The sequence below is a fragment of the Mesorhizobium sp. WSM4836 genome (assembly GCF_055811815.1).
In genome coordinates this window covers 26,090-48,179 of the sequence record NZ_JBVVQF010000018.1, presented here as the reverse complement: position 1 = coordinate 48,179, position 22,090 = coordinate 26,090, and the positions used below count along the sequence as shown (strand labels likewise).

General features: G+C 62.4%; 24 protein-coding genes and 1 tRNA gene. 13 read left to right on the top strand and 12 right to left on the bottom strand.

Translation table 11 applies throughout. The annotated features are described in order from the left end of the window. Position 1: 1 nt before the first annotated feature. The 7 genes from lepB to rpoZ form a co-directional block, all read right to left on the bottom strand. Positions 2-751, bottom strand: a complete 750-nt coding sequence (gene lepB, locus AC0L2P_RS20695) for a signal peptidase I (RefSeq protein ID WP_473503512.1) — start codon at positions 749-751, stop codon at positions 2-4. Between the two features lie 77 nt (positions 752-828). Beyond that, entirely contained in the window at positions 829-1,242 is a 414-nt protein-coding gene (gene acpS, locus AC0L2P_RS20690; RefSeq protein WP_473503510.1) for a holo-ACP synthase, read from the bottom strand. Then, the gene (locus AC0L2P_RS20685) at positions 1,239-1,820 is read right to left on the bottom strand and encodes a DUF2062 domain-containing protein (protein ID WP_473503508.1); all 582 of its coding nucleotides are present in this window, start codon (positions 1,818-1,820) and stop codon (positions 1,239-1,241) included. The genes acpS and AC0L2P_RS20685 overlap by 4 nt, the downstream gene beginning before the upstream one ends. 233 nt (positions 1,821-2,053) lie before the next feature. Beyond that, positions 2,054-2,434, bottom strand: coding sequence for a VOC family protein (locus AC0L2P_RS20680; protein WP_473503506.1), 381 nt, complete (start codon positions 2,432-2,434; stop codon positions 2,054-2,056). A 10-nt stretch (positions 2,435-2,444) separates the two neighbouring features. Next, complete coding sequence (gene pyrE, locus AC0L2P_RS20675) at positions 2,445-3,023, bottom strand: orotate phosphoribosyltransferase (protein ID WP_473503504.1); 579 nt, start codon at positions 3,021-3,023, stop codon at positions 2,445-2,447. A gap of 80 nt (positions 3,024-3,103) precedes the next feature. Then, a complete protein-coding gene (locus AC0L2P_RS20670; protein WP_473503502.1) occupies positions 3,104-5,332 on the bottom strand; it encodes a RelA/SpoT family protein in 2,229 nt (742 codons plus the stop codon). A gap of 111 nt (positions 5,333-5,443) precedes the next feature. Further along, a complete protein-coding gene (gene rpoZ / locus AC0L2P_RS20665) occupies positions 5,444-5,845 on the bottom strand; it encodes a DNA-directed RNA polymerase subunit omega (protein ID WP_473503500.1) in 402 nt (133 codons plus the stop codon). 278 nt (positions 5,846-6,123) lie between these two features. On the opposite strand from rpoZ, the gene AC0L2P_RS20660 reads away from it, so the two are divergent. Both AC0L2P_RS20660 and AC0L2P_RS20655 read left to right on the top strand, forming a co-directional pair. Continuing rightward, on the top strand, positions 6,124-6,705 hold the full coding sequence (locus AC0L2P_RS20660) for a LabA-like NYN domain-containing protein (RefSeq protein WP_292657898.1): 582 nt from the start codon (positions 6,124-6,126) through the stop codon (positions 6,703-6,705). Further along, positions 6,702-7,379: a uracil-DNA glycosylase gene (locus tag AC0L2P_RS20655; RefSeq protein WP_473503498.1), complete on the top strand. Its 678-nt coding sequence runs from the start codon at positions 6,702-6,704 to the stop codon at positions 7,377-7,379. The genes AC0L2P_RS20660 and AC0L2P_RS20655 overlap by 4 nt, the downstream gene beginning before the upstream one ends. A gap of 30 nt (positions 7,380-7,409) precedes the next feature. Here the strand turns inward: AC0L2P_RS20655 and AC0L2P_RS20650 are convergent, their stop codons facing one another. From AC0L2P_RS20650 to dapA, 4 genes are all read right to left on the bottom strand, one after another. Then, on the bottom strand, positions 7,410-7,931 hold the full coding sequence (locus tag AC0L2P_RS20650; RefSeq protein ID WP_473503496.1) for a hypothetical protein: 522 nt from the start codon (positions 7,929-7,931) through the stop codon (positions 7,410-7,412). 110 nt (positions 7,932-8,041) lie between these two features. Next, entirely contained in the window at positions 8,042-8,770 is a 729-nt protein-coding gene (locus tag AC0L2P_RS20645; protein WP_473503494.1) for a GH25 family lysozyme, read from the bottom strand. 106 nt (positions 8,771-8,876) lie between these two features. Next, positions 8,877-9,356 carry an SsrA-binding protein SmpB gene (gene smpB / locus AC0L2P_RS20640; RefSeq protein ID WP_473503492.1) on the bottom strand — a complete coding sequence of 160 codons (480 nt, stop codon included), beginning with the start codon at positions 9,354-9,356 and terminating at the stop codon, positions 8,877-8,879. Positions 9,357-9,381: 25 nt separating this feature from the next. Then, positions 9,382-10,263, bottom strand: a complete 882-nt coding sequence (dapA, locus tag AC0L2P_RS20635; RefSeq protein ID WP_473503491.1) for a 4-hydroxy-tetrahydrodipicolinate synthase — start codon at positions 10,261-10,263, stop codon at positions 9,382-9,384. A 329-nt stretch (positions 10,264-10,592) separates the two neighbouring features. Here dapA and AC0L2P_RS20630 point away from each other — a divergent pair, with 329 nt between their 5' ends. Continuing rightward, positions 10,593-12,626, top strand: coding sequence for a lytic transglycosylase domain-containing protein (locus AC0L2P_RS20630; protein ID WP_473503686.1), 2,034 nt, complete (start codon positions 10,593-10,595; stop codon positions 12,624-12,626). A gap of 103 nt (positions 12,627-12,729) precedes the next feature. Further along, positions 12,730-13,617, top strand: a complete 888-nt coding sequence (locus AC0L2P_RS20625; RefSeq protein ID WP_473503489.1) for an alpha/beta fold hydrolase — start codon at positions 12,730-12,732, stop codon at positions 13,615-13,617. Positions 13,618-13,667: 50 nt separating this feature from the next. Here the strand turns inward: AC0L2P_RS20625 and AC0L2P_RS20620 are convergent. Then, positions 13,668-13,758 (bottom strand) — tRNA-Ser (locus AC0L2P_RS20620). A 449-nt stretch (positions 13,759-14,207) separates the two neighbouring features. On the opposite strand from AC0L2P_RS20620, the gene AC0L2P_RS20615 reads away from it, so the two are divergent. The 9 genes from AC0L2P_RS20615 (at position 14,208) to AC0L2P_RS20575 (ending at position 22,063) form a co-directional block, all read left to right on the top strand. Further along, positions 14,208-15,404 (top strand): porin, encoded by a 1,197-nt coding sequence (locus tag AC0L2P_RS20615; protein ID WP_473503487.1) that lies wholly within the window; start codon positions 14,208-14,210, stop codon positions 15,402-15,404. A 153-nt stretch (positions 15,405-15,557) separates the two neighbouring features. Continuing rightward, the gene (locus tag AC0L2P_RS20610) at positions 15,558-16,664 is read left to right on the top strand and encodes a pyridoxal phosphate-dependent aminotransferase (protein WP_473503485.1); all 1,107 of its coding nucleotides are present in this window, start codon (positions 15,558-15,560) and stop codon (positions 16,662-16,664) included. Positions 16,665-16,754: 90 nt separating this feature from the next. After that, positions 16,755-17,033 carry an acylphosphatase gene (locus AC0L2P_RS20605; protein ID WP_473503483.1) on the top strand — a complete coding sequence of 93 codons (279 nt, stop codon included), beginning with the start codon at positions 16,755-16,757 and terminating at the stop codon, positions 17,031-17,033. A gap of 152 nt (positions 17,034-17,185) precedes the next feature. Further along, positions 17,186-17,839, top strand: a complete 654-nt coding sequence (locus tag AC0L2P_RS20600; protein ID WP_473503481.1) for a TetR/AcrR family transcriptional regulator — start codon at positions 17,186-17,188, stop codon at positions 17,837-17,839. A gap of 55 nt (positions 17,840-17,894) precedes the next feature. Then, a complete protein-coding gene (locus AC0L2P_RS20595) occupies positions 17,895-19,058 on the top strand; it encodes an isovaleryl-CoA dehydrogenase (RefSeq protein WP_473503479.1) in 1,164 nt (387 codons plus the stop codon). Between the two features lie 82 nt (positions 19,059-19,140). Next, positions 19,141-19,527, top strand: a complete 387-nt coding sequence (locus tag AC0L2P_RS20590; RefSeq protein ID WP_473503477.1) for an AbrB/MazE/SpoVT family DNA-binding domain-containing protein — start codon at positions 19,141-19,143, stop codon at positions 19,525-19,527. Beyond that, positions 19,524-19,907: a type II toxin-antitoxin system VapC family toxin gene (locus AC0L2P_RS20585; protein WP_473503475.1), complete on the top strand. Its 384-nt coding sequence runs from the start codon at positions 19,524-19,526 to the stop codon at positions 19,905-19,907. The genes AC0L2P_RS20590 and AC0L2P_RS20585 overlap by 4 nt, the downstream gene beginning before the upstream one ends. 4 nt (positions 19,908-19,911) lie before the next feature. Further along, on the top strand, positions 19,912-21,519 hold the full coding sequence (locus AC0L2P_RS20580) for a carboxyl transferase domain-containing protein (protein ID WP_473503473.1): 1,608 nt from the start codon (positions 19,912-19,914) through the stop codon (positions 21,517-21,519). A 1-nt stretch (position 21,520) separates the two neighbouring features. Continuing rightward, complete coding sequence (locus tag AC0L2P_RS20575) at positions 21,521-22,063, top strand: O-acetyl-ADP-ribose deacetylase (RefSeq protein WP_473503471.1); 543 nt, start codon at positions 21,521-21,523, stop codon at positions 22,061-22,063. The last annotated feature ends 27 nt before the right edge of the window (positions 22,064-22,090 follow it).

Sequence of the window (22,090 nt, the reverse complement as noted above, 5' to 3'; positions counted from 1 at the left end):
CTTAATTGACGAAATGGAACAGGCGCGAGGCGCGCATCAGCGACGGCCATTTCCAGATTTCGAGCGGGCTCGCGCTGCCGCCGATCGAAAAGAAGATGAGGTTGGCGCGGCCGACCAAATTCTCGTCCGGCACGAAGCCGACCGTGAAGCGGCTGTCCGACGAGTTGTCGCGATTGTCGCCCATCATGAAATAGTGACCGGGCGGCACCTTGAACTCTTTGGTATTGTCGCCGATCGAAGTCTGCGTCAGGTCGAGCGTGTCGTAGGTGACGCCGTTCGGCAGCGTCTCGCGATAGACATCGACCGGCCCGTTCTCCTCGGTGATATCATGGTCGTCGATCTGATCCACCTTGACGCGCGGCACGCCCACGTCGTTGATGAAGAGCTGGCCATCCTTGACCTGGATCTTGTCGCCCGGCAGGCCGACGACGCGCTTGATATAATCGACGGAAGGATCCGGCGGAAACTTGAACACGACCACATCGCCGCGCTTCGGCTCGGAGCCCCAGATGCGGCCCGAAAAGATGTTCGGCCCGAACGGCAGCGAATAGCGGGAGAAGCCGTAGGACCATTTGGTGACGAAGAGATAATCGCCTTCGAGCAAAGTTGGCCGCATCGAGCCGGACGGGATCGAGAACGGCTGAAACAGGAGCGTGCGGATGACCAGCGCAAGCAACAGGGCCTGGACGATGACGCTGACGGTTTCGCCAAGTCCGCCGGATTTCTTCTGGGTTTTTTCAGCCACGCTCATGTCGTCCTCGATTGTGCGTTGGATGGTATAGAGTCTCGGCGCGCGCTGGGCAACGTCATGCCGATGGTCAGATGCAATCAATGTGGCGCTTCTTCGACCGGCACCGCTTCAATGATCACAAAGGCTTGAGCGAGCGGCAAATCATCGGTGATGGTGAGGTGGATCACGGCGCGGTGCCCTTCAGGCACTATTTCGTCCAGCCGCGCTGCCGCCCCGTTGGTCAGCGCCATGGTCGGCTTGCCGCTGGCCAGGTTGACGACCCCCATGTCGCGCCAGAACACACCTTGCGCCATACCGGTGCCCAATGCCTTGGCGCAGGCCTCCTTAGCGGCGAAACGTTTGGCGTAGGAGGCCGCACGCGCTGCGCGGTTTTCGGAGCGCGCCTGTTCGACCTCTGTATAGATACGTTGGATGAAGCGCTGGCCATGACGTTCCAGCGACTTCTCGATGCGTCTGATGTCGATGAGGTCGCTGCCGATACCGATAATCATTCGGCGGGAACTTCCGGCCCGGTTTTTCCAGCCTTTGCCGCTCTTTCGGCCAGACGCTTGCGGCGCTGCTCCTGGAAAGTGACCATGCCCCAGCGGGTGATACCGTAAAACAGCAGACCGAAGACTAGGCCGAGCGGTATTGCGCCGATCGTCATCGGCTTCAGCACCGGTCCCCACAATTGCGCGAAGGAAAGATTATGCAGCATGTCGCCGAGATGCGCGGGTGGGCCATGCGCCGGCAGGTGTTCATGCAGGATCAGCTTGCCGACCTCCCAGGAGGCGGCCCATAGCAGCGGAAAGGTCAGGGGGTTGCCGAATACCGTGCCGAGTGCTGCCGCGACCAGATTGCCGGCGATCAGCCAGCACAGGATGGCGGCAATGATGAAGTGGAAGCCAAGCGGGAAAAACGACGCGAATACGCCCGCCGCAACACCGGCGGCCACGGCATGCGGCGTGGCCCTAAGCCGCAGGATGCGTTTGGAGAAATACCGCAGCGAGCGCGAGAACGAGCGGCGCGGCCACAAATAAGTACGCACCCGCTCGAAAAAACCATCAGGCTTGCGCCGTCGAAAAAGCACTCTGTTCCTGTTCCTAATTCCATCAATGGCTTCACGCCGGCTTCTCCCAGCCGGGCGCGACAGCCCTATGCTGCGCTCTGCGGTCGCCGAAAAGCAACTACGACTTTGATATAGCGATGCGCTGGCCGAAGAACAACGACGCCGAGGGCATCCGCTCGGTGGCCGCTCGCGCCAGCCCTGGGTTATCGCCGTTCTGAACAGGGCACGATCGCGGCGAATTTAAGGAGCGCCGCTTAGGGTCGATATTCGCTGACCTCGACGAGGTTACCATCCGGGTCACGGAAATAGACCGACATCATCGCGCCAAGGGCGCCGACTCGCTCGACCGGGCCGACCTCTATCACCACGCCATTGGCGGCGAGGCTGCCGCATATCTCGGTGAGCGGCCGGGCGGCAACGAGACAGAAATCCCCAGAGCCGGGAGTCGGCACCTTGGCCTTCGGCTCGAAGGTGCGCCCGACCTCATGCACATTGATCTTTTGCGCTCCAAACAGCAGCGCTGTCGGTAGGTTCGGTGTGTCGACACGCTGAAAGCCAAGCACGCGCTGATAAAAGGCGCAGGTATCATCGACGGAGCGAACTGTCAGCACGAAATGGTCGATGCCGGCAATCACGGCGGCTCCGTTATAAGTTGCGGCTGCCGGGCTTGATCGCCGGTATGGCGGCAAGCTCCGGCGGCAGCTTGTCGGCAGGATAGGCCGGAACCTCGTATTCGGCGAGCGCGATCAGCGGCACGCCGACATCGGTCTTGCCGGCCGAGCGGTCGATGATGCACGCAGCGGCAACGACTTCGGCGCCAAGCCCGCGCAGGCAGTCGATGGTCTCGCGGATCGACAGGCCGGTGGTGACGATGTCCTCGACAATGACAACGCGCGATCCCTCGGCGATCTCGAAGCGGCGCAGCCTGAATTCGCCCCCTTCCCGCTCGACCCAGATTGCCGGCGCACCAAGATGGCGCGAGGTCTCATAGGCCGGGATCAGCCCGCCGATCGCGGGACCGACGACGTAGTCGATCCTGCCGGGCACGCCAGCGCGGATCTTTTCGGCCAGCGCCTTGCACAAGCGCTCGGTCTTGTCGGCATGCATGAAAACGCGCGCCTTCTGCAGGAAGACCGGGCTGCGCAGGCCCGACGTCAGGATGAAATGCCCTTCGAGAACGGCGCCGGCCTCGCGGAACACGCCCAGCACTTCGTCGGTGTTCATTGTTCGCTCCGTGTCGATGGTGAATGGTGAATGGTAGTGAGTAGTGAGTAGTGAGTAGTGAGAGCACCCTTTTTCACTATTCACCCATTCACGCGCCTTGCATCGCTGACGCTCGAATTGTCCTTTAGCTGCGACAGCAGCCGGTTCAAGTGCTTCAGGTCCCACACTTCGAGATCGATCAGCATTTCGGTGAAATCGGGCGCGGTGCGCACCATTGACAGAGTGTGGATGTTGGCATCGTTGGATGCGACGACCTGTGCAATGTCGGCCAGCGAACCCGGGGCGTTGATGGCGGTGACAGAGACGCGCGCCGGGAACCGCTCCTTGGTGCGCTCGTCAATATCCCAGCGCACGTCGATCCAGCGCTCGGGCTGGTCGTCGAAGGCCTGCAGCGCCGGCGACTGGATCGGATAGATGGTGATACCGGTTCCCGGCTGCACGATGCCGACGATACGGTCGCCAGGCACTGCCCCTTCCGGCGCGAAGCGCACCGGCAGATCGCCGCGCACGCCGCGGATCGGCACCGCATCGTCGCGCGGCTGGTTTTTGTCCTTGCGCGCGGCGCGGCCCGGAATCTGGAACAGCATGCCGGCGGCGTTGCGGATCTTCGACCAGCCCTCCTCGCGCTGCTTGGGCGCGACCAGCGTGACACGCTCGTCCTTGTAGTCGGGAAACACCGCCTTCATGACATCGGTGGAGGCAAGCTCGCCACGGCCGACCGCGGCCAGCACATCCTCGATGTCCTTGCGCGCCAGCCGGTGCAGCACCGGCTTCAGGCTTTCCTTGGTGAAGGTCTTGCCGGACCGTTCGAAGGCGCGCTCCAGAATGCGGATACCGAGACCCGAATATTGCTTTCGGATAGCGTTCTTGGTGGCGCGGCGGATGGCCGACCGCGCCTTGCCGGTAACAACCACCGATTCCCACGCCGCCGGCGGTACCTGCGCCTTCGAACGGATGATCTCGACCTCGTCGCCGTTCTTCAGCTCCGTCATCAGCGGCATGATGCGGCCATTGACCTTGGCGCCGACGCAGGTGTCGCCGACATCGGTGTGGACGGCATAGGCAAAGTCGATCGGCGTGGCGCCGCGCGGCAGCGCGATCAGCATGCCCTTCGGCGTAAAGCAGAATACCTGGTCCTGGAACAGTTCCAGCTTGGTGTTTTCGAGGAAATCCTCGGGATTGTCGCCCTCGGCAAGCTGCTCGATGGTGCGCCTCAGCCAGGCATAGGCATTGGTTTCCTTCGAGATCGCATGGGCGGCGCCATTCATCTTGCCGCCGGTATCTTTATAGATGGAATGAGCGGCGACGCCGTATTCGGCGATCTTGTTCATCTGGTAGGTGCGGATCTGCAATTCGACGCGCTGGCGCGACGGGCCGACGATGGTGGTGTGGATCGAGCGGTAGTCGTTCTGCTTCGGCGTCGAGATGTAGTCCTTGAAGCGGCCGGGCACCATCGACCAGGTGGTGTGGATGGCGCCGAGCGCGCGATAGCAATCTTCGACCGTCTCGACAACGACGCGGAATCCGAAAATGTCGGACAGCTGCTCGAACGACAGCGCCTTGGCTTCCATCTTGCGAAATACCGACCACGGCTTCTTCTGCCGGCTCTTGACCTCGGCGTTGATCGAATATTTGTCGAACAGCGTGGAGAGCGCCCTCTCGATCTCGGACAGCACGCCCTTGTTGCGCTCGAAGATTTCGGCGAGCCGTGCGGTGACGGCGCGGTAGGCTTCCGGATTGATGAAGCGGAAGGCGATCTCCTCCAGCTCCTCGCGCATCCCCTGCATGCCCATGCGGCCGGCCAGCGGCGCGTAGATGTCCATCGTCTCTTCGGCAATGCGCAGGCGCTTGGCTTCCGGCACATGGTCGAGCGTGCGCATATTGTGCAGGCGGTCGGCGAGCTTGACCAGAAGCACGCGCACGTCTTCCGAGATCGCCAGCAACAGCTTGCGCAGGTTCTCCGCCTGCTCGGCCTTCTTTGAGACGAGGTCGAGCTTCTTCAGCTTGGTCAGGCCCTCGACCAGCTTGCCCATTTCCGGACCGAACAATTCGTCGATCTCGGCCCTGGTCGCCGTGGTGTCCTCGATCGTGTCGTGCAGCAGCGCAACGGCAATCGTCGCCTCGTCCATGTGCATTTCGGTGAGGATGGCGGCGACTTCGAGCGGATGCGAGAAATAGGGGTCGCCGGAGGCGCGTTTCTGGTGGCCATGCTTCTGCATGGCGTAGACATAGGCCTTGTTGAGCAGCGCCTCGTTGACGTCAGGCTTGTAGCGCTGCACGCGCTCGACAAGCTCATACTGACGCATCATGGGCGGGATCTCGCAATGCTGAAATGAATCATGCGCCGCACTGGCGTACGGCGCATGTCATAGATAACCACGAAACTGCCCACGCGAAAGTGTCGGCAGTTGTTGCTAAGATCAATAATCGTCGCTTTTTTCCGGCGGTACCAGGCCTTCGATGCCGGCCAACAGGTCTTCTTCGGTCATGCGATCGAAGGTGACGTTGTCCTCGGCCTCGTCGGCATCGGCGGCCGCTACAGTGCTGCCGGTCTGGTCGGCAATCGCCTCCCCATCGGCTTCCGGCTCGTCGACCTCGACATGCTTCTGCAGTGAATGGATGAGATCTTCCTTGAGGTCGTCCGGCGACAGCGTCTCTTCGGCGATTTCGCGGAGTGCAACGACCGGGTTCTTGTCGTTGTCGCGCGGTACGGTAATCTGCGCGCCCTGGCTGATCTGACGGGCGCGGTGGCCGGCCAGGAGCACCAGCTCGAAGCGGTTGTCGACCTTGTCGATGCAATCTTCAACGGTTACGCGGGCCATGAGTTGCCCCTTTCATGCCTGGATTTGATGGAAAACAGGCGCGGTCCATAACCCGAACGCCGCCAAAATACAAGCTTTTATGGCGATGCGCAGCTCTGACGTGGGCCGCCCGCGACGACACGGCGCCCATCACAATTGCTTGCGGTGCGCCATGGTGCCTTGGATTGCCGTAAAACTGGCGTTATCTCGAACGATGAAGGCAGTAGGTCTATTATGAGACCGGCCGATAGTCGCCACGCATTTAGACGACTGCTTATTTCGAAAAAGGACATTTTTCCATGTTCGATCCTCGTGAAAAAATCGCTCTCTTTATCGACGGTGCCAATCTCTACGCCACATCGCGCGCGCTGGGCTTTGACATCGATTACCGCAAACTTTTGTCGAGCTTCCAGAAACGCGGCTATCTGCTGCGCGCTTATTACTACACCGCGCTGGTCGAGGATCAGGAATACTCTTCGATACGGCCGCTGATCGACTGGCTCGATTATAACGGCTTCAAGGTGGTGACCAAACCGGCCAAGGAATTCACCGACTCGACCGGCCGGCGCAAGATCAAGGGCAATATGGATATCGAGCTGACCGTCGATGCGCTGGAGCTTGCCGACGTCGTCGACCATTATGTCATCTTCTCGGGCGACGGTGATTTCCGCACGCTGGTCGAGGCGCTGCAGCGGCGTGGGCGCAAGGTGTCGATCGTCTCGACCATGGCTTCGCAGCCGCCGATGATCTCTGACGATCTGCGCCGCCAGGCCGACCATTTTATCGACTTGATGACGCTCAAGAATGAAGTCGGCCGCGATCCGTCGGAGCGGCCGGTGCGTCGGCCCGAGCCGGCCGAAGTCGACGAGGAAGACTATTGACGGTCGGTGCCTTGACCGCGCCTCTGGTCGTCGCGCCCGAACCCGATCGCGATTGCCCACTCTGCCCGCGGCTGCACGACTTCATCGCCGAGTGGCGGCGGCGCGAGCCGTCCTGGTTCAACGCGCCAGTGCCGACCTTTTTGCCGCCGGAAGGCGAGGATGCGGTGCGCTTGCTGATCGTCGGGCTGGCGCCTGGCCTGCGTGGGGCGAACCGGACGGGGCGCCCCTTCACCGGCGATTTTGCCGGCGACCTGCTCTACAACACGCTGATCGCGCACGGCATGGCGCGCGGCGAATTCAAAGCACGACCGGACGACGGGCTGGAGCTTGTCGGTACGGCGATCACCAATGCGGTGCGTTGCGTGCCGCCGGATAACAAGCCGGTTGGCGCCGAGATAGCGACCTGCCGGACGTTCCTGATACCTACGATCGCACGGTTCAAAAACCTGCGCGCCGTGCTGGCGCTGGGCTCGATCGCGCACCAGTCGACCGTGCGGGCGCTCGGCCAGCGCGTCGCCGCCTATCCGTTCCGGCATGGTGGGCAGCAGCAGGCCAATGGCATCACGCTGTTTTCCAGCTATCATTGCTCGCGCTACAACACCAATACCGGCGTGCTGACGGAAGCGATGTTTGTTAATGTCTTCAGTCAGATAGAAGCTTTTCTGACGACGTAGAATCGGACGATGCGCGCCGGCGCACAAGCCCTAGATTCGGGCAATCGCAAACAACCAGGCCAGGAGATCCAGCAACCACAGAGACAGTGCAAGCTGCAGCGCGACGCGCAGGCGTTGGATGATCCGCCAATTGCTGGCCATGTCGCATTTGATGCGCAGCGCAAGCGCTGGGTGCATCCCGTCCATGGTTGCGGAAGGGTGCTGATCGACGAAGTCCTGGAGCAGCTTCTCTGGATCGAAACGGAACGTATAGTTATAATACGGCCACACCATAATCGCGACCAGCAGCCCGATAAGAAAAAGCAATGTCAGCGCCAGCCAGTCCCAAGGCCCCACGCCATCCAGGAGCGCCCTGCCTCCAAGGAGAGAACTCGCGAACGCGGTCGCAACAATCAGATTTCCAGCGCGCGTATTGCGACTTTCAACCACGCCCTGCTGGTGCTGGAGACCACGCACGGCCTCTGCGTAGACAAATGCCAGGCGGGGATCGCCGCCGTCCGTCGCACCTGGCGGGGCGTTGCTGTCATTGGTTAATGAAGGCCGCTCCGGCATCAAATGTACCTAGCACGGCGCCGCCTGCGATATGAATAGCTGTATTTGCGAAGGTTTCGTCGTCCCGTCTTTCGCGCCACTGAGGGTGCTCTCGTTGGACAGGAATAGCGTCAATCCGATGACGTCGCTTCAGGCGCTGCGGCAAACAACGCGGCCAGCGTCGCCAGTCCGCCTTGGAGGACATTCAGGTCGACATCGCCGCTAATGCCGTCGACGCGGCCCCGATTGTGGTACTGCCAATAGACCCAGTCGTCATGGCCTGGCCGCAGCGCCAGCGAACGCAGCCAGCGCGGGCGGCCGGCTAGCTGCCCGGCATAGGCTTGCGCGGCCTCGTCGGTCACATAGAGGATCGCCGTCTTGCCGAACGCCGCCTCGACCGGGCCGAGGAAGGCGGAGAGTTCGGCGCTCAGCTGTTCGGGGGTTGGCCGCTGCGGGCAATTGCCGCCGAACTCGATATCTACCACCGGCGGCAGCAAAGGCCGATCGCGCGGTACCACCGAGATGAAGTTGCGTGCCTGATCGGCACCCGGCCTGCAGAACGTGAAGAAATGATAGGCACCCACGGCAAGGCCGGCGGCGCGGGCCGCGCGCAAATTGGCGGCGAAGGCATCGTCGACATGGTCGCCGCCTTCAGTCGCCTTGATCACGGCGAAGGCCACATCGTCGGCGGCAACACGCCGCCAGTCGATCTGCCGCTGATGATGGGAAACATCGATGCCCCTGACCGGATATCTGCCGCGGTCCGGAGAAAACGTCTGGAAGTAGGTATAGCCGCCGGCCAGAACGAGGCCCGCCAGGAGCAGACCGGCCGCGCCCCACAAGACGATCCGGTTTTTCAACAGAGGCCTATCCCTGTTGTTCCGCCCTGCCCGCCGCAACGGCTTCGGCCGTTCGTCGCTCGAAAAGCCAAATCATTGGCTTTTCGTCCGCTTCGCGGACCGCTCCTCACCCTCGCTCCTTCAGCAGCCGGCCCTTCTCGCGCGACCAGTCGCGCTGCTTTTCAGTCTCGCGCTTGTCGTGCAGTTTCTTGCCGCGGCCAACAGCGAGCAGCAGCTTGGCACGGCCCTGGTCGTTGAAGTAGATCTTCAGCGGCACCAGCGTCATGCCTTCGCGGTCGACGCTTTGCGCCAGCTTGGCCATCTCGCGCTTGTTGAGCAGCAGTTTGCGGCGGCGGCGCGGCTCGTGGTTGAAGCGGTTGGCCTGCAGGTATTCCGGCAAATAGGAGTTGATCAGCCAGATCTCGCCGCCCTCAACCGAGGCGTAGCTGTCCTGGATATTGGCCTGGCCCTGGCGCAGCGACTTCACTTCGGTACCGGTCAGCACCAGGCCGGCCTCGATCGTGTCTAGCACCTCATAGGAAAACCGCGCCTTGCGGTTTTCCGCAACGGTCTTGTTGTTGGGATCGGCATTTCTGACTTGATTCATGATGCGGAGAGGTGGCGCCTCATCCCTAGTTTATCAAGCCGGCGTGCTTCATCGCCGCGTCGATCTTCTCGGCCGTCGAGGGCTCGACCGTCATTAGCGGCGAGCGCAGCACGTTCTCGACCTTGCCCAGCTTCGACAGCGCATATTTCGCGCCGGAAACGCCGGGTTCCAGGAAAATCGCCTTGTGCAGCGGCAACAGGCGGTCCTGCAGGTCGAGCGCCTTGGCACTGTCGCCGGAAAGCGTCGCCTCCTGGAATTCGGCGCAGAGCCGCGGTGCGACGTTCGATGTCACCGAGATGCAGCCGACGCCGCCATGCGCGTTGAAGCCGAGGGCCGAAGCGTCTTCGCCGGAGAGCTGGATGAAATCCTTGCCGCATGTGGCGCGCTGCTCCGAAACCCGCTCGACCTTGCCGGTGGCGTCCTTGACGCCGACGATGTTCTTGAAGTCGTGGGCCAGCCGGCCCATCGTCTCCGGGCTCATGTCGACCACCGAGCGCGGCGGAATGTTGTAGATGATGATCGGCAGGCTGGTCGCCTTGGCGACGGCGGCGAAATGCGCATACAGGCCGCGCTGCGTCGGCCTGTTGTAATAGGGCGTGACGACAAGGGCCGCGTCGGCGCCCGCCTTTTCGGCATACTGGACCAGGCCGACCGCCTCTTCGGTGTTGTTGGAGCCGGCGCCGGCGACGACCGGAACCCGGCCCTTTGCGACCTCGATACAGACCTTGACGACTTGGCGGTGCTCGTCATGCGACAGCGTCGGCGACTCGCCGGTGGTGCCGACCGGGACCACGCCCGTCGTGCCTTCGGCGATCTGCCAGGCAATAAACGCGCGAAAGGCTTTCTCGTCGAAACGGCCGCTCTTCTCGAACGGTGTGACGAGCGCGGTCAGCGAGCCTCTCAGCATGTCGTCCAACTCCTTGGGACTAGCGTATGACCCCGAAAATCGCAGCCGATTTTCGCTGGGGATCATGCGCCAAATTTAAGTTGCTACAGCGTCCTTTGCGCGTCTGAGAAGACGCGCGGCGCTGTAGGTGTTTGTCGTGCGCGCCTTCTAGCCGAAAGCGAAGCGGCGCACCATAGTCTCGACATTGTTGCGCGGCAAGCATTGCGCCGGCAATTGCAATTCGAACGACCTCGACAAGGTTTTCTTTACGGGCTCTTCATCACAGACGAATAGGCTTCAGTCCATCTGTGCCAGTTTGCAGCATCGAAGAATAGGAAATGACCAAATCCATGCCGACCAGGCGGCCTCATCTTTTCGGGCTTCTCGGCGCGATCGTTGTGCTGATCCCCGGTGCGGCGATCGGCGGCAGCGTCGATGTGCAGGTCACGGCGGCGATCCCGATGACGGAGCCGCAGAACGATGCGCTGCAGCAGTCGCCGTCCGCCAGCGTCGCGGCGCTGAAGAGCGGTCTTGACGCGCTGGCGGCAAACGACATTCAGCGCGCGCGCCAGATGCGCGAGGCACTGCCCGCCAAATCGCTCGACCGGCACATCCTTGCCTGGGCGATCGCGCTCTATGGCGGCGACCAGGTGCCGAGCGGCGACATTGCCGATGCGGCCAAGATGCTGCCGAACTGGCCGGGCACGATCGCCTTGCGCAAGAACAGCGAGCGTGCGCTCTATCGCGAGAACCCGGCTCCGCAGGGGGTGGTGCGGGCGTTCAATGGCAGCCAGCCACTGACCTTCGAGGGCGTGGTGATCCTGGCCCGCTCCTATGTGGCGCTGGGCGATACCAAGGCAGCGTGCTCGGTGCTGTCGCCATTCTGGCGCACCGAAAAGCTAGAAGCCGGGGACGAGGTGGCAGTCATCAGCGAGTTCGGCGCACTGATCCCTGCGGCCGACCATCGCTTCCGCATGGAGCGCATGTTTTATGCCGACCGGGTCGCTTCGGCGCTGCGTGTCGCCGGTCTCGCCGGCGCCCAGCAATTGGCCGAGGCCTGGGCGGCGGTCACCAAAGGAGACAAGAACGCGGCCAAGCTGCTGAAGGCGGTGCCGGCACCGCAGCGCTCGGCCGGCTATCTCTTTGCCGAAGCCGAACATCTGCGCAAGCAACAGAAATTTTCCGACGCCGCCGCGCTGCTGATGAAGGCGCCGGGCGACCGTGACGCTCTGGTCGATCCCGACGCCTGGTGGGTCGAGCGCCGGGTGCTGTCGCGCGAGCTGGTCGACCGGGGCGACATGAAGACCGCCTACAGAACAGTCGCCGCGCATGCCGCCGAAAGTCCCGCCAATGCCGCCGAGGCGGAATTCCATGCAGGCTGGTACGCGCTGCGGGGCCTCAACGACCCGAGCACCGCCGCCAAGCATTTTGCGCGAATCGCGGAGCTCGCCCAAGGCCCGATGTCACTGTCGCGCGCCTATTACTGGCTCGGCCGGGCCGCCGAGCTCGGCGGCCCCGGCAATGCCAAAGATTATTTCAGCCGTGCCGCCAGCTACGGCACGACCTTTTACGGCCAGCTTGCCGGCGAACGCGTCGGCCGGCACACCCTCAACATCGTCTACCCCCAGCCAAGTGCCGCAGAGCGCCAGAATTTCGCCACCCGCGAGGCGGTCAGCGCCATCAAGCGGCTGCAGGAGGCTGGCTATGACCGCTATGCCGAAACGCTCTACCGCGACCTTGCCGGACAGCTGAACAGCCCCGGCGAACTGGCGCTGCTTGCGGCGCTGGCGGAAAGACAAGGCAACCATTTCATGGCGCTGAAGGTCGGCAAGATCGCCGGGGCCCGCGGCATCGACGTCGGCGCGCTGTCGCATCCGCTTGGCGTCATTCCCGACACCGCCAACTTCTCCGGCTCGGGCAAGGCGCTGGCCTATGCGATTGCCCGCCAGGAAAGCGAGTTCAACGTCGGCGCTGTCTCCAGCGCCGGCGCGCGCGGGCTGCTGCAGCTAATGCCGGGCACGGCCAAGCAATTGGCGAAGAAGGCCGGCATGAATTTCTCGCAGGCCCGGCTGACCAGCGATGCCGGCTACAATGCAACGCTGGGCGCTGCCTTTCTCGGCGAGCAGCTCGGCCGTTTCGACGGCTCCTACGTGCTCACCTTCGCCGGCTATAATGCCGGCCCCGCCCGAGCCGCCCAATGGGTAGCGAAATACGGCGATCCGCGCGGCAAGGACATCGATGCCGTCGTCGACTGGATCGAGCGGATTCCCTATACGGAAACAAGAAGTTACGTTCAGCGCGTGATGGAGAATTACGAGGTCTACAAGATGCGTATCTCCGGCAAGTACGATATTGTCGGAGATCTGGTGAACGGCCGGGGGTGACGACCGGCTTCAAGCCAAGTCAGGCTGCGATCCTTCGCGCCCCCTCTGTCCCGCCGGCGCTCGCATTCTCGCGCCAGAATAATCCAGTGGAAACCAAGTCGAAATGTCGCTCGGGTTTTCCGATTTCTTCTACGCCGCGCCGGATGGGCTTTCCCTGCACGTCCGCATCTATGGCAAAGCGAATTCCGGCCATTGGCCGGTCGTTTGCCTGCCCGGCCTGACCCGCAATTGCCGTGATTTTCACGAATTGGCGCTTTATCTATCAACGCAGGCGAAGCGCAAGATCATTGCCTTCGACTATCGCGGGCGCGGGCAGTCCGCCTACGATGCCGATATCGGCCATTACAACATCGGCATCGAAGCGGGCGATATTCTTGCCGGATTGGCGGCACTTGGCATCGAGGAGGCAGGTTTCATCGGCACGTCACGCGGCGGACTGATCATCCATGTGCTCGGGGCGATGCGGCCGGCCGTGCTGAAGGCTATCGTCTTCAATGACATCGGCCCAGTGATCGAGACGCAATGTCTCGCCCATATCCGCTCCTATCTCGAGCCCGCGCCCAGGCCGAAGGCGTACGCAGAGGTGGTCCGCGACCTGCGCAGGACCCATGGCGCGGATTTTCCGGCGCTGACCAATGCGGATTGGGAGCGGATGGCGTCAGCCCTCTATCGCGAGACCGAGGAGGGGTTTCTGCCCGACTTCGACCCGAAACTGGTCGACACGCTGGCGGGCCTAGACCTCACTCAGCCGCTGCCTGATCTGTGGCCGCAGTTCGACGCGCTGGCGCCGGTCCCGATGCTCGTCATACGCGGCGCCAACTCGAAGCTGCTGTCCGCCGAAACACTTGAGCAGATGCGGGCGCGCCATACCGATATCGAGGCGATCACCGTGGAAGGCCAGGGGCATGCCCCGTTTTTGGAGACCGGCAGCCTGCCGGGCAGCATCGCTGGTTTTCTCGATCGGGCGGAGCGGCGGGGCGGTTGGAAGTAAAACTCGAGACCGGAGGAATTTGTTCGGCAGTGCTGCACCGACTTGAGCGGTGGCGGAGAGGATGGGATTCGAACCCACGAGAAGCTTTTGACCTCTACTCCCTTAGCAGGGGAGCGCCTTCGACCACTCGGCCACCTCTCCGTTGCGCCGGTGGATAAAGAAAAGCGTCGGCACAATCAACAAGCCGACGCTATTATCCTTGAAAAATCGGGCTTTCGCCAAAGCGCCGCCTTGGGCTTGCGGCGATTCTGCGGCAATTCCCCGTCCCGCGAGTCGGTGCGTGGTCACAGTTTGGGCGGGCCCTTGCCGGAATTGGCTGGGATGCGGGGTTGCCGGGGCCCGATAGTTAATGGGAGCTTTCGGAGTGAGGCCAAATCGTGTCATTTGTGCAACAACGCTCGGCGATAGCGCCATCACAAACCTTTTGCCGGTACGATCGTGGTTGAACGCGGCCGCCTCATGGGTAATGTCGGGTTTGAAGGAGCGGCGCGGTGCGCATCTTTTTCGGTAGTGGGGATGGGGCAGGGAACGCTGTCCTTCAGCAAAGAATACCCAGACCCGTTTTTTAACTTTTGACTGGAGGTCAGAAAATGAACATCAAGAGCCTGCTTCTCGGCTCCGCTGCGGCGCTGATCGCAGTATCCGGTGCGCGCGCCGCCGACGCCGTCGTCGTCGCCGAGCCGGAACCCGCTGAATACGTCAAGATCTGCGACGTCTACGGCGCTGGCTACTTCTACATCCCCGGCACCGAGACCTGCCTGCGCATCGGCGGCTATGTCCGCTACGATATCGGCATCGGCGACGTCGGCTCGTTCGACGGTGCTGAGAATTGGGATCACCAGGATGGTGATATTCAGGACACCTACTACAAGAACGCCCGCGCCACCTTCAAGACCTGGACCCAGCAGGAAACCGAACTCGGCACCTTGAAGACCTACACCGAGACCCGCTTCAACTTCGGCAACCGCAACCGTCACGTTAGCAGCACAACCACCGACCCGGACGGCCCCGGTCCGCTGCTACCGGTCACGACCTTTGTCTTCAATGACGCCGAAAACAAGGGCACCTCGCTGAACTTCGCCTGGATCCAGCTCGGTGGTCTCCGCGTCGGTAAGGACGAATCGGCCTTCAACACGTTCATCGGCTACGCCGGCAACGTCATCCAGGATACGCTGGTTCCTTACGGCGATTTCGACACCAACGTCGTCCAGTACTACTTCGATTTCGGCAACGGCTTCTCGGCCGTGGCCTCGCTCGAGCAGGGCGCGGGCCGCGTTGGGACCATCGACAGCTACGTTCCGCATGTCGTCGGCGGCTTGAAGTGGACGCAAGGCTGGGGCGCTGTCACCGGCGTCATCGCCTATGACAGCAACTACGAAGAAGTGGCCGGCAAGGTTCGTCTCGACGTGAACGCGACCGACGCGCTGTCGCTGTTCATCATGGCCGGCTACGGCACGGACGACAACCTCGATGACGCGGGCAACTTCGTCGACGCTGGTGGCCGCGGCTTCTACAAGCAGTGGGGCGGCAACTGGGCAGTCTGGGGTGGCGGCACCTACAAGTTCAACGAGAAGACCTCGTTCAACGTGCAGGCTTCCTATGACGATTGGGAAAACCTCGGCATCGCGGCGAACGTCGCCTACGATATCGTTCCCGGTCTGACGATCACGGCTGAAGTCGACTACCTGCACGCAGGCCAGTTCGATGACGTCGGCTTCTCCAACTGGACGGGCGCCGACGACGAGGACAGCATTGGCGGCCTCCTCCGCTTCCAGCGCTCGTTCTAATAAGTTCGACCTGACCAATAGCGAACCCGGCGGGCAACCGCCGGGTTTTTTCGTGTGCCATTCGCCGGCTGCCACATTGCAAGGCTGCGGGGGAACTTGCGCAGGCCAAGCCGGCAGGCTAGCAAGAAGGCCCTTTTCGAACGAGCCTTTGCCATGCGCCCTCCCCTTACGCCACTTATCGACGCGCTTCCCTCCACAGTGCCGTTTGTCGGCCCGGAGGCGCAGGAGCGTGATCGCAGCCGCGCCTTTCGCGCCCGCATCGGCGCCAATGAGAGCAGCTTTGGCCCGTCGCCGCGCGTCGTCGGCCGCATGGCCGAGATTGCCGGCGACATGTGGATGTATTGCGACCCTGACAATCACGATTTGAAGGTAGCCGTGGCCAGGCATCTCAATGTCAGCGCCAAAAATGTTGTCATCGGCGAAGGCATAGACGGGCTGCTCAGTCTGGTGGCGCGCATGTATGTGGCGCCCGGCGATGCGGTGGTGACCTCGCGCGGCGCCTATCCGACCTTCAACTTTCATGTTGCCGGCGTCGGCGGACGGCTGGTCGCGGTGCCCTACGAGAACGATCGGGAAAACCTGGACGGCCTGCTGGCGGCAGTGGCCAGGGAAAAGGCGCCACTGGTCTATCTGTCCAATCCGGACAATCCGATGGGCAGTTGGTGGGAAGCCGCCGAGATCAGGCGCTTCATCGAGGCCTTGCCGGAGACCACAATGCTGGTGCTCGACGAAGCCTATGGCGAATTAGGGCCAGCCTCAGCGCTGCCGCCGATCGATGTGGCGCGGCCAAACGTCATCCGCATGCGCACCTTCTCCAAGGCGTATGGGCTGGCCGGCATACGCTGCGGCTATGCGGTGACTGAGGCCCAGGTGATTCGCGATTTCGAGAAGATCCGCAATCATTACGGCGTCAGCCGCATGGCGCAGATCGCCGGTGTCGAGGCGCTTGCCGATCAGGCTTGGCTGGAGAGCGTGGTGGCGCGCGTCGCCGCCGGCCGCCGGCGCATTGCCGCAATAGCCGAGGCGAATGGGCTGAAGCCGCTGGCTTCGGCGACCAATTTCGTCACCATCGACAGCGGCCGCGACGGCGCTTTCGCGCTGAAGGTGCTGCAGGCGCTGTTGTCGCGCGACGTGTTCATCCGCAAGCCGATGGTCCCGGTGCTCGACCGCTGCATCCGGGTCAGCATCGGCCTCGACCACGAGCTCGACATCTTTGCCGAGGAACTGCCCGGCGCACTGGCAGCAGCGCGGGGGAATTGAAGCATCTTCGCCCTGTGTGGCTGACCGGCGGCAGCGCGGTTGAATTTGCACGGCGATGCGCCAGACTCGACTCAGAGGATGGAGAGCGCGATGACCCATCGGACGGTGCAGGTACGCATATACGGCAAGGTGCAAGGCGTCAGCTACCGTGTCTGGGCGCGGCGCGAGGCGTCGGCACTTGGCCTTGCCGGGTGGGTGCGCAACGAAGTTGACGGCTCGGTGACAGCTTTGATTGCAGGGACGGGTGCGGCGGTCTCGACAATGATCGAACGGCTTTGGCAAGGACCGCCAGGAGCAGCGGTATCGAAGGTCGATGTCGAGGAGATCGAGGCACGCGACATGTCCGCGGGTTTCAGGATTGTTGCCTAGCAAGGCATGATCCTGCTCATTCGCTTCCATCGCACAAAAATCTCCAGGGTGCAGATAGAGCAAGCCTGAAGCCAACGCCCTTACCCGGACATACTTCGGCCCTTGAATTAATTGAACGTTTGTTTTATTGTCTGTCAAAAGGGCGGCTTGTCATGGCGCGTACGACCGGTTCCGACGGAGAGAAGACCGAAGCTGCGGTCCGCGAGGCGGCGGTCAGCCTGATTGCGCGCCTTGGCTACGAGGCGATGTCGATGCGCCAGCTGGCGGCCGAAGTTGGCGTCCAGGCAGCGGCACTTTACCGCTATTTCCCGACCAAGCAGGACCTTCTGTTCACGCTGATGCGCGAGCATATGGAAGGCTTGATCGAGGCATGGCGCGCGGCGCGCTCTGTCGACGCCGATCCGGCAGCGCGGCTTGCCGCCTATGTAAAAAATCACATCGCTTTCCATGTCGAACGCCGCCATTCCACCCATGTCTCGAACATGGAGCTGCGGAGCCTGTCACATGAAAAACTCACGCAGATCGTGCGCATGCGCACGGCCTACGAGAAGGAGCTGCGCGCCATCCTGCGCGACGGCGTCGAAGCGGGCTCATTCAGCATCGAAGACACCGGGCTCACCGCCATGGCGCTGATCCAGATGATGACCGGCGTCATCGTCTGGTTCCGGCCGGGCGAACGGCTGTCGATCGCCGAAGTCACCGCTACATATCTAGCAATGACAATGCGCCTTGTTGGAGCAAAGAACGGTGGCGCGACAACGAGCCACGGCGCCGTGCGTCCATTCGAGCGCGCAAGGACGCTGTAGCATTTGATTTGGCGCAGGATCCCGATTTTCGGGGTCGCGCGCCGGGAGGAACGGCATGTACACGCATACGCTCAACTTCGGGCTAGACGAAGACATCGAGGCGCTGCGCGACCTGGTGCGACGCTTCGCCCAGGAAAAGATCGCGCCGATCACCGCCGAAATCGACCGCTCGAACGAATTCCCGGCACATCTGTGGGCGGAACTCGGCGGGCTTGGCCTGCTCGGCATCACCGCCGATCCCGATTTCGGCGGCAGCGGCATGGGCTACCTCGCCCACGTCGTGGCGGTGGAGGAGATTTCGCGCGCGTCGGCCTCGGTCGGCCTCTCCTACGGCGCCCATTCCAACCTCTGCGTCAACCAGATCAACCGCTGGGCAACGCAGGCGCAGAAGGAAAAATATCTGCCTTCGCTGTGCAGCGGCGAAAAGGTCGGCGCGCTGGCGATGTCGGAATCGGGCGCCGGCTCCGATGTCGTGTCGCTGCGCCTGCGCGCCGAAAAGCGCAACGACCGCTATGTGCTCAACGGCACCAAAATGTGGATCACCAACGGGCCGGATGCCGAGACCCTGGTCGTCTACGCCAAGACCGATCCGGAACTCCATTCGCGCGGCATTACCGCTTTCATCGTCGAAAAGGCCTTTGCCGGTTTTTCGGTGGCGCAAAAGCTCGATAAGCTCGGCATGCGCGGCTCGAACACCGGCGAGCTGGTGTTCGAGAATGTCGAAGTGCCGTTCGACAATGTGCTGCACGAGGAAGGGCGCGGCGTCGAGGTGCTGATGTCGGGCCTCGACTACGAACGCGCCGTGCTGGCCGGCGGGCCGATCGGGCTGATGGCGGCGTGCCTCGACGTGGCGATACCTTACGTGCATGAACGCAAGCAGTTCGGCCAGCCGATCGGCGAATTCCAGCTGGTGCAAGGCAAGCTCGCCGACATGTATGCGACGATGAACGCGGCGCGCGCCTACGTCTATGCCGTAGCCGCCGCCTGCGATCGCGGTGAGACGGCCCGCAAGGATGCTGCCGGCTGTATCCTCTTCGCCGCCGAAAAGGCGACGCTGATGGCGCTCGACGCCATCCAGCTTTTGGGCGGCAACGGCTACATCAACGACTACCCGACCGGCCGGCTTTTGCGCGACGCCAAGCTCTACGAGATCGGTGCCGGCACCAGCGAAATCCGTCGCTGGCTGATCGGGCGGGAAATCATGGCGGAGGGCGCCTAATGGCATCCTTTTGAGATTTTGCCAGAAGCCGCAAGATGTGGCATATTTCAGAACATGTGCCACAATACAGGCGAGACGGACCATGGCGGGTAAAACAGGAAAGTCCGGACTTGAAGAAGATCCGCAAGCACAGTTCGATGCCGGCAAACCACCGCTTCGGGTTCCGGCGAAACGCGAGCGTGTCAAGCTTGGCGAGGGCGGGCGCTTCGTCATCCCTGCCGCCATGCGCGAGGAGATGGGCGTGAAGCCTGGCGAGGACATGATCCTTCACGTCGAAAACGGCGAGCTGCGGGTAAGATCGTGGCTGCAGAATCTGCGACGCGTCCAGGCCGAATTGTCAGCGCTGAAACAGCCGGGTGAAAGCGTCGTCGACGATTTTCTGAAAGAGCGACGGGAAGAGCAGAGTCGAAGCGACAAGCGTCTCGACCGGCTTCACGCCGAAGGGACAACGGGAAAGCGCACGAAATGAAGCCTTACGTCATGGACAGTTCGGCGGCGCTCGCAATCCTGCTCAACGAGCAGGGCACCGACAATGCTGTGGGGTTCGCGCCGGACGCACAATGCAGTTCAGTCAACGCGGCCGAAATCATCGCCAAGCTGATCGACAAGGGTCGCAGCATGGAACAGGCCGCGGACGACCTCGCCAGTCTCGGCATGCCGATCGCCGTTTTCGACGACGCGATGGGCATCGCGGCCGGGCAGCTTCGCCAATTGACCCGGCATCGCGACTTGTCGGTGGGCGATCGGGCTTGCCTGGCGTTGGCAATTCGCGAGAATGCCATTGCCGTCACCGCCGATCGCGACTGGGGCGACCTCGATGTTGGCTGCAAGATCGAGCTGATCCGGTAGCGCCATGGCTCCCCTCACCTCGCAGATCTCCTCCGCCTCCGACACCTTCCGCGCCAATGCCGAGCGCATGCGGGCGCTGGTCGCCGATATTGCTGAAAAAGCCGCCGCCATCGAGCGCGGTGGCTCGGAAGAGGCGCGTGAGCGGCACGTCTCGCGCGGCAAGCTCCTGCCGCGGCAACGCCTCGCGCAATTGCTCGATACGGGCTCGCCCTTCCTCGAAATCGGCCAGTTCGCGGCATGGTCGATGTATGGCGAGGACATCCCTTCGGCCGGCCTCATCGCCGGCATCGGCCGGGTCGAAGGCACCGAAGTGATGGTCGTCGTCAATGACGCCACGGTGAAGGGCGGCACCTATTATCCACTGACGGTGAAGAAGCATCTGCGTGCGCAGGAGATCGCGCTACAGAACAATCTGCCTTGCGTCTATCTGGTCGACAGCGGCGGCGCCAATCTGCCCAATCAGGACGAGGTGTTTCCCGACCGCGATCATTTCGGCCGCATCTTCTACAACCAGGCCAACATGTCGGCCGCCGGCATTCCGCAGATCGCCTGCGTCATGGGTTCGTGCACGGCCGGTGGCGCCTATGTGCCTGCGATGTCGGACGAGACAATCATGGTGCGCAACCAGGCAACCATCTTTCTCGGCGGGCCGCCGCTGGTGAAGGCGGCCACCGGCGAGGACGTCACCGCCGAGAACCTGGGTGGCGCCGACGTGCACACAAGGCTTTCCGGCGTTGCCGACCACTATGCGCTCGACGACGAGCATGCGCTGGCAATTTGCCGGCGTCTCGTCAAAAACCTGAATCGGAACAAAACTGTAAGCCTGACCTTGAAGAAATCGATTCCGCCGCTTCACGATCCACATGAACTCTACGGCATCGTACCGACGGATCTGCGTCAGCCTTACGACGTGCGCGAGGTGATCGCCCGCATCGTCGACGGCTCCGAGTTCGATGAGTTCAAGCAGAATTACGGCACCACGCTGGTCACTGGCTTCGCCCACCTCAGCGGCATGCCGGTCGGCATCGTCGCCAACAATGGCGTGCTGTTTTCGGAAAGCGCGCTGAAGGGCGCGCACTTCATCGAGCTGTGCTGCCAGCGCAAGATCCCGCTGATCTTCCTGCAGAACATCACCGGCTTCATGGTCGGACGAAAATACGAGGCCGGCGGCATTGCCAAGGACGGCGCCAAGCTGGTGATGGCGGTCGCCACCGCCAAGGTGCCGAAAGTAACGATGATCATCGGCGGCTCGTTCGGCGCGGGCAATTACGGCATGTGCGGACGCGCCTATTCGCCACGCTTTCTGTGGATGTGGCCGAATGCCCGCATTTCGGTGATGGGCGGCGAGCAGGCGGCAACGGTGCTGGCCGTCGTCAAGCGCGAAGGCATTGAGCGCAAGGGTGGCGAATGGAGCGCCGAGGAGGAGACAAAATTCAAGAAGCCGATCCTGATGAAATACGAGCATGAAGGCCATCCGCTCTATTCGTCGGCAAGGCTCTGGGACGACGGCATCATCGACCCGGCCAAGACCCGCGAGGTGCTGGCGCTCAGCCTTTCGGCCGCGCTCAACGCCGAGATCGAGCACACAAAATTCGGCGTGTTCAGGATGTGAGATGGGCGAAACCGGCCAGAGGATTCGCGTTCACACCGGCGACATCACCAAGCTGGCGGTCGATGCCATCGTCAACGCCGCCAATACCTCGCTTCTCGGCGGCGGCGGCGTGGACGGCGCCATTCACCGCGCGGCCGGCCCCGAGCTTCTGGCAGAATGCCGGACCTTGAATGGCTGCAAGGTCGGAGACGCAAAAATCACCAAGGGCTACAGGCTACCCGCCCGCTATGTCATCCACACGGTCGGGCCGGTCTGGCAAGGCGGCAGCAAAGGCGAAGCCGAACTGCTCGCCTCCTGCTATCGCCGGTCGCTCGAAATCGCCGCCGCAAAGGACTGCCGGACGGTGGCCTTTCCAGCGATCTCGACCGGCGTCTACCGCTATCCGAAGGATCAGGCGACGCAAATTGCTGTCGGGACCGTGAGCGTCTTCATCGGCCAGAGCATCGTTCCGGAAACCGTCATTTTCTGCTGCTTCGACGAGCCGACGGCCGAACTGTACCGGCAGGAAATTGCAGCCCTGGCAGAGCGTGATCCACAGCCATGAGAGATCTGCCGACGCATTTTCAATCAT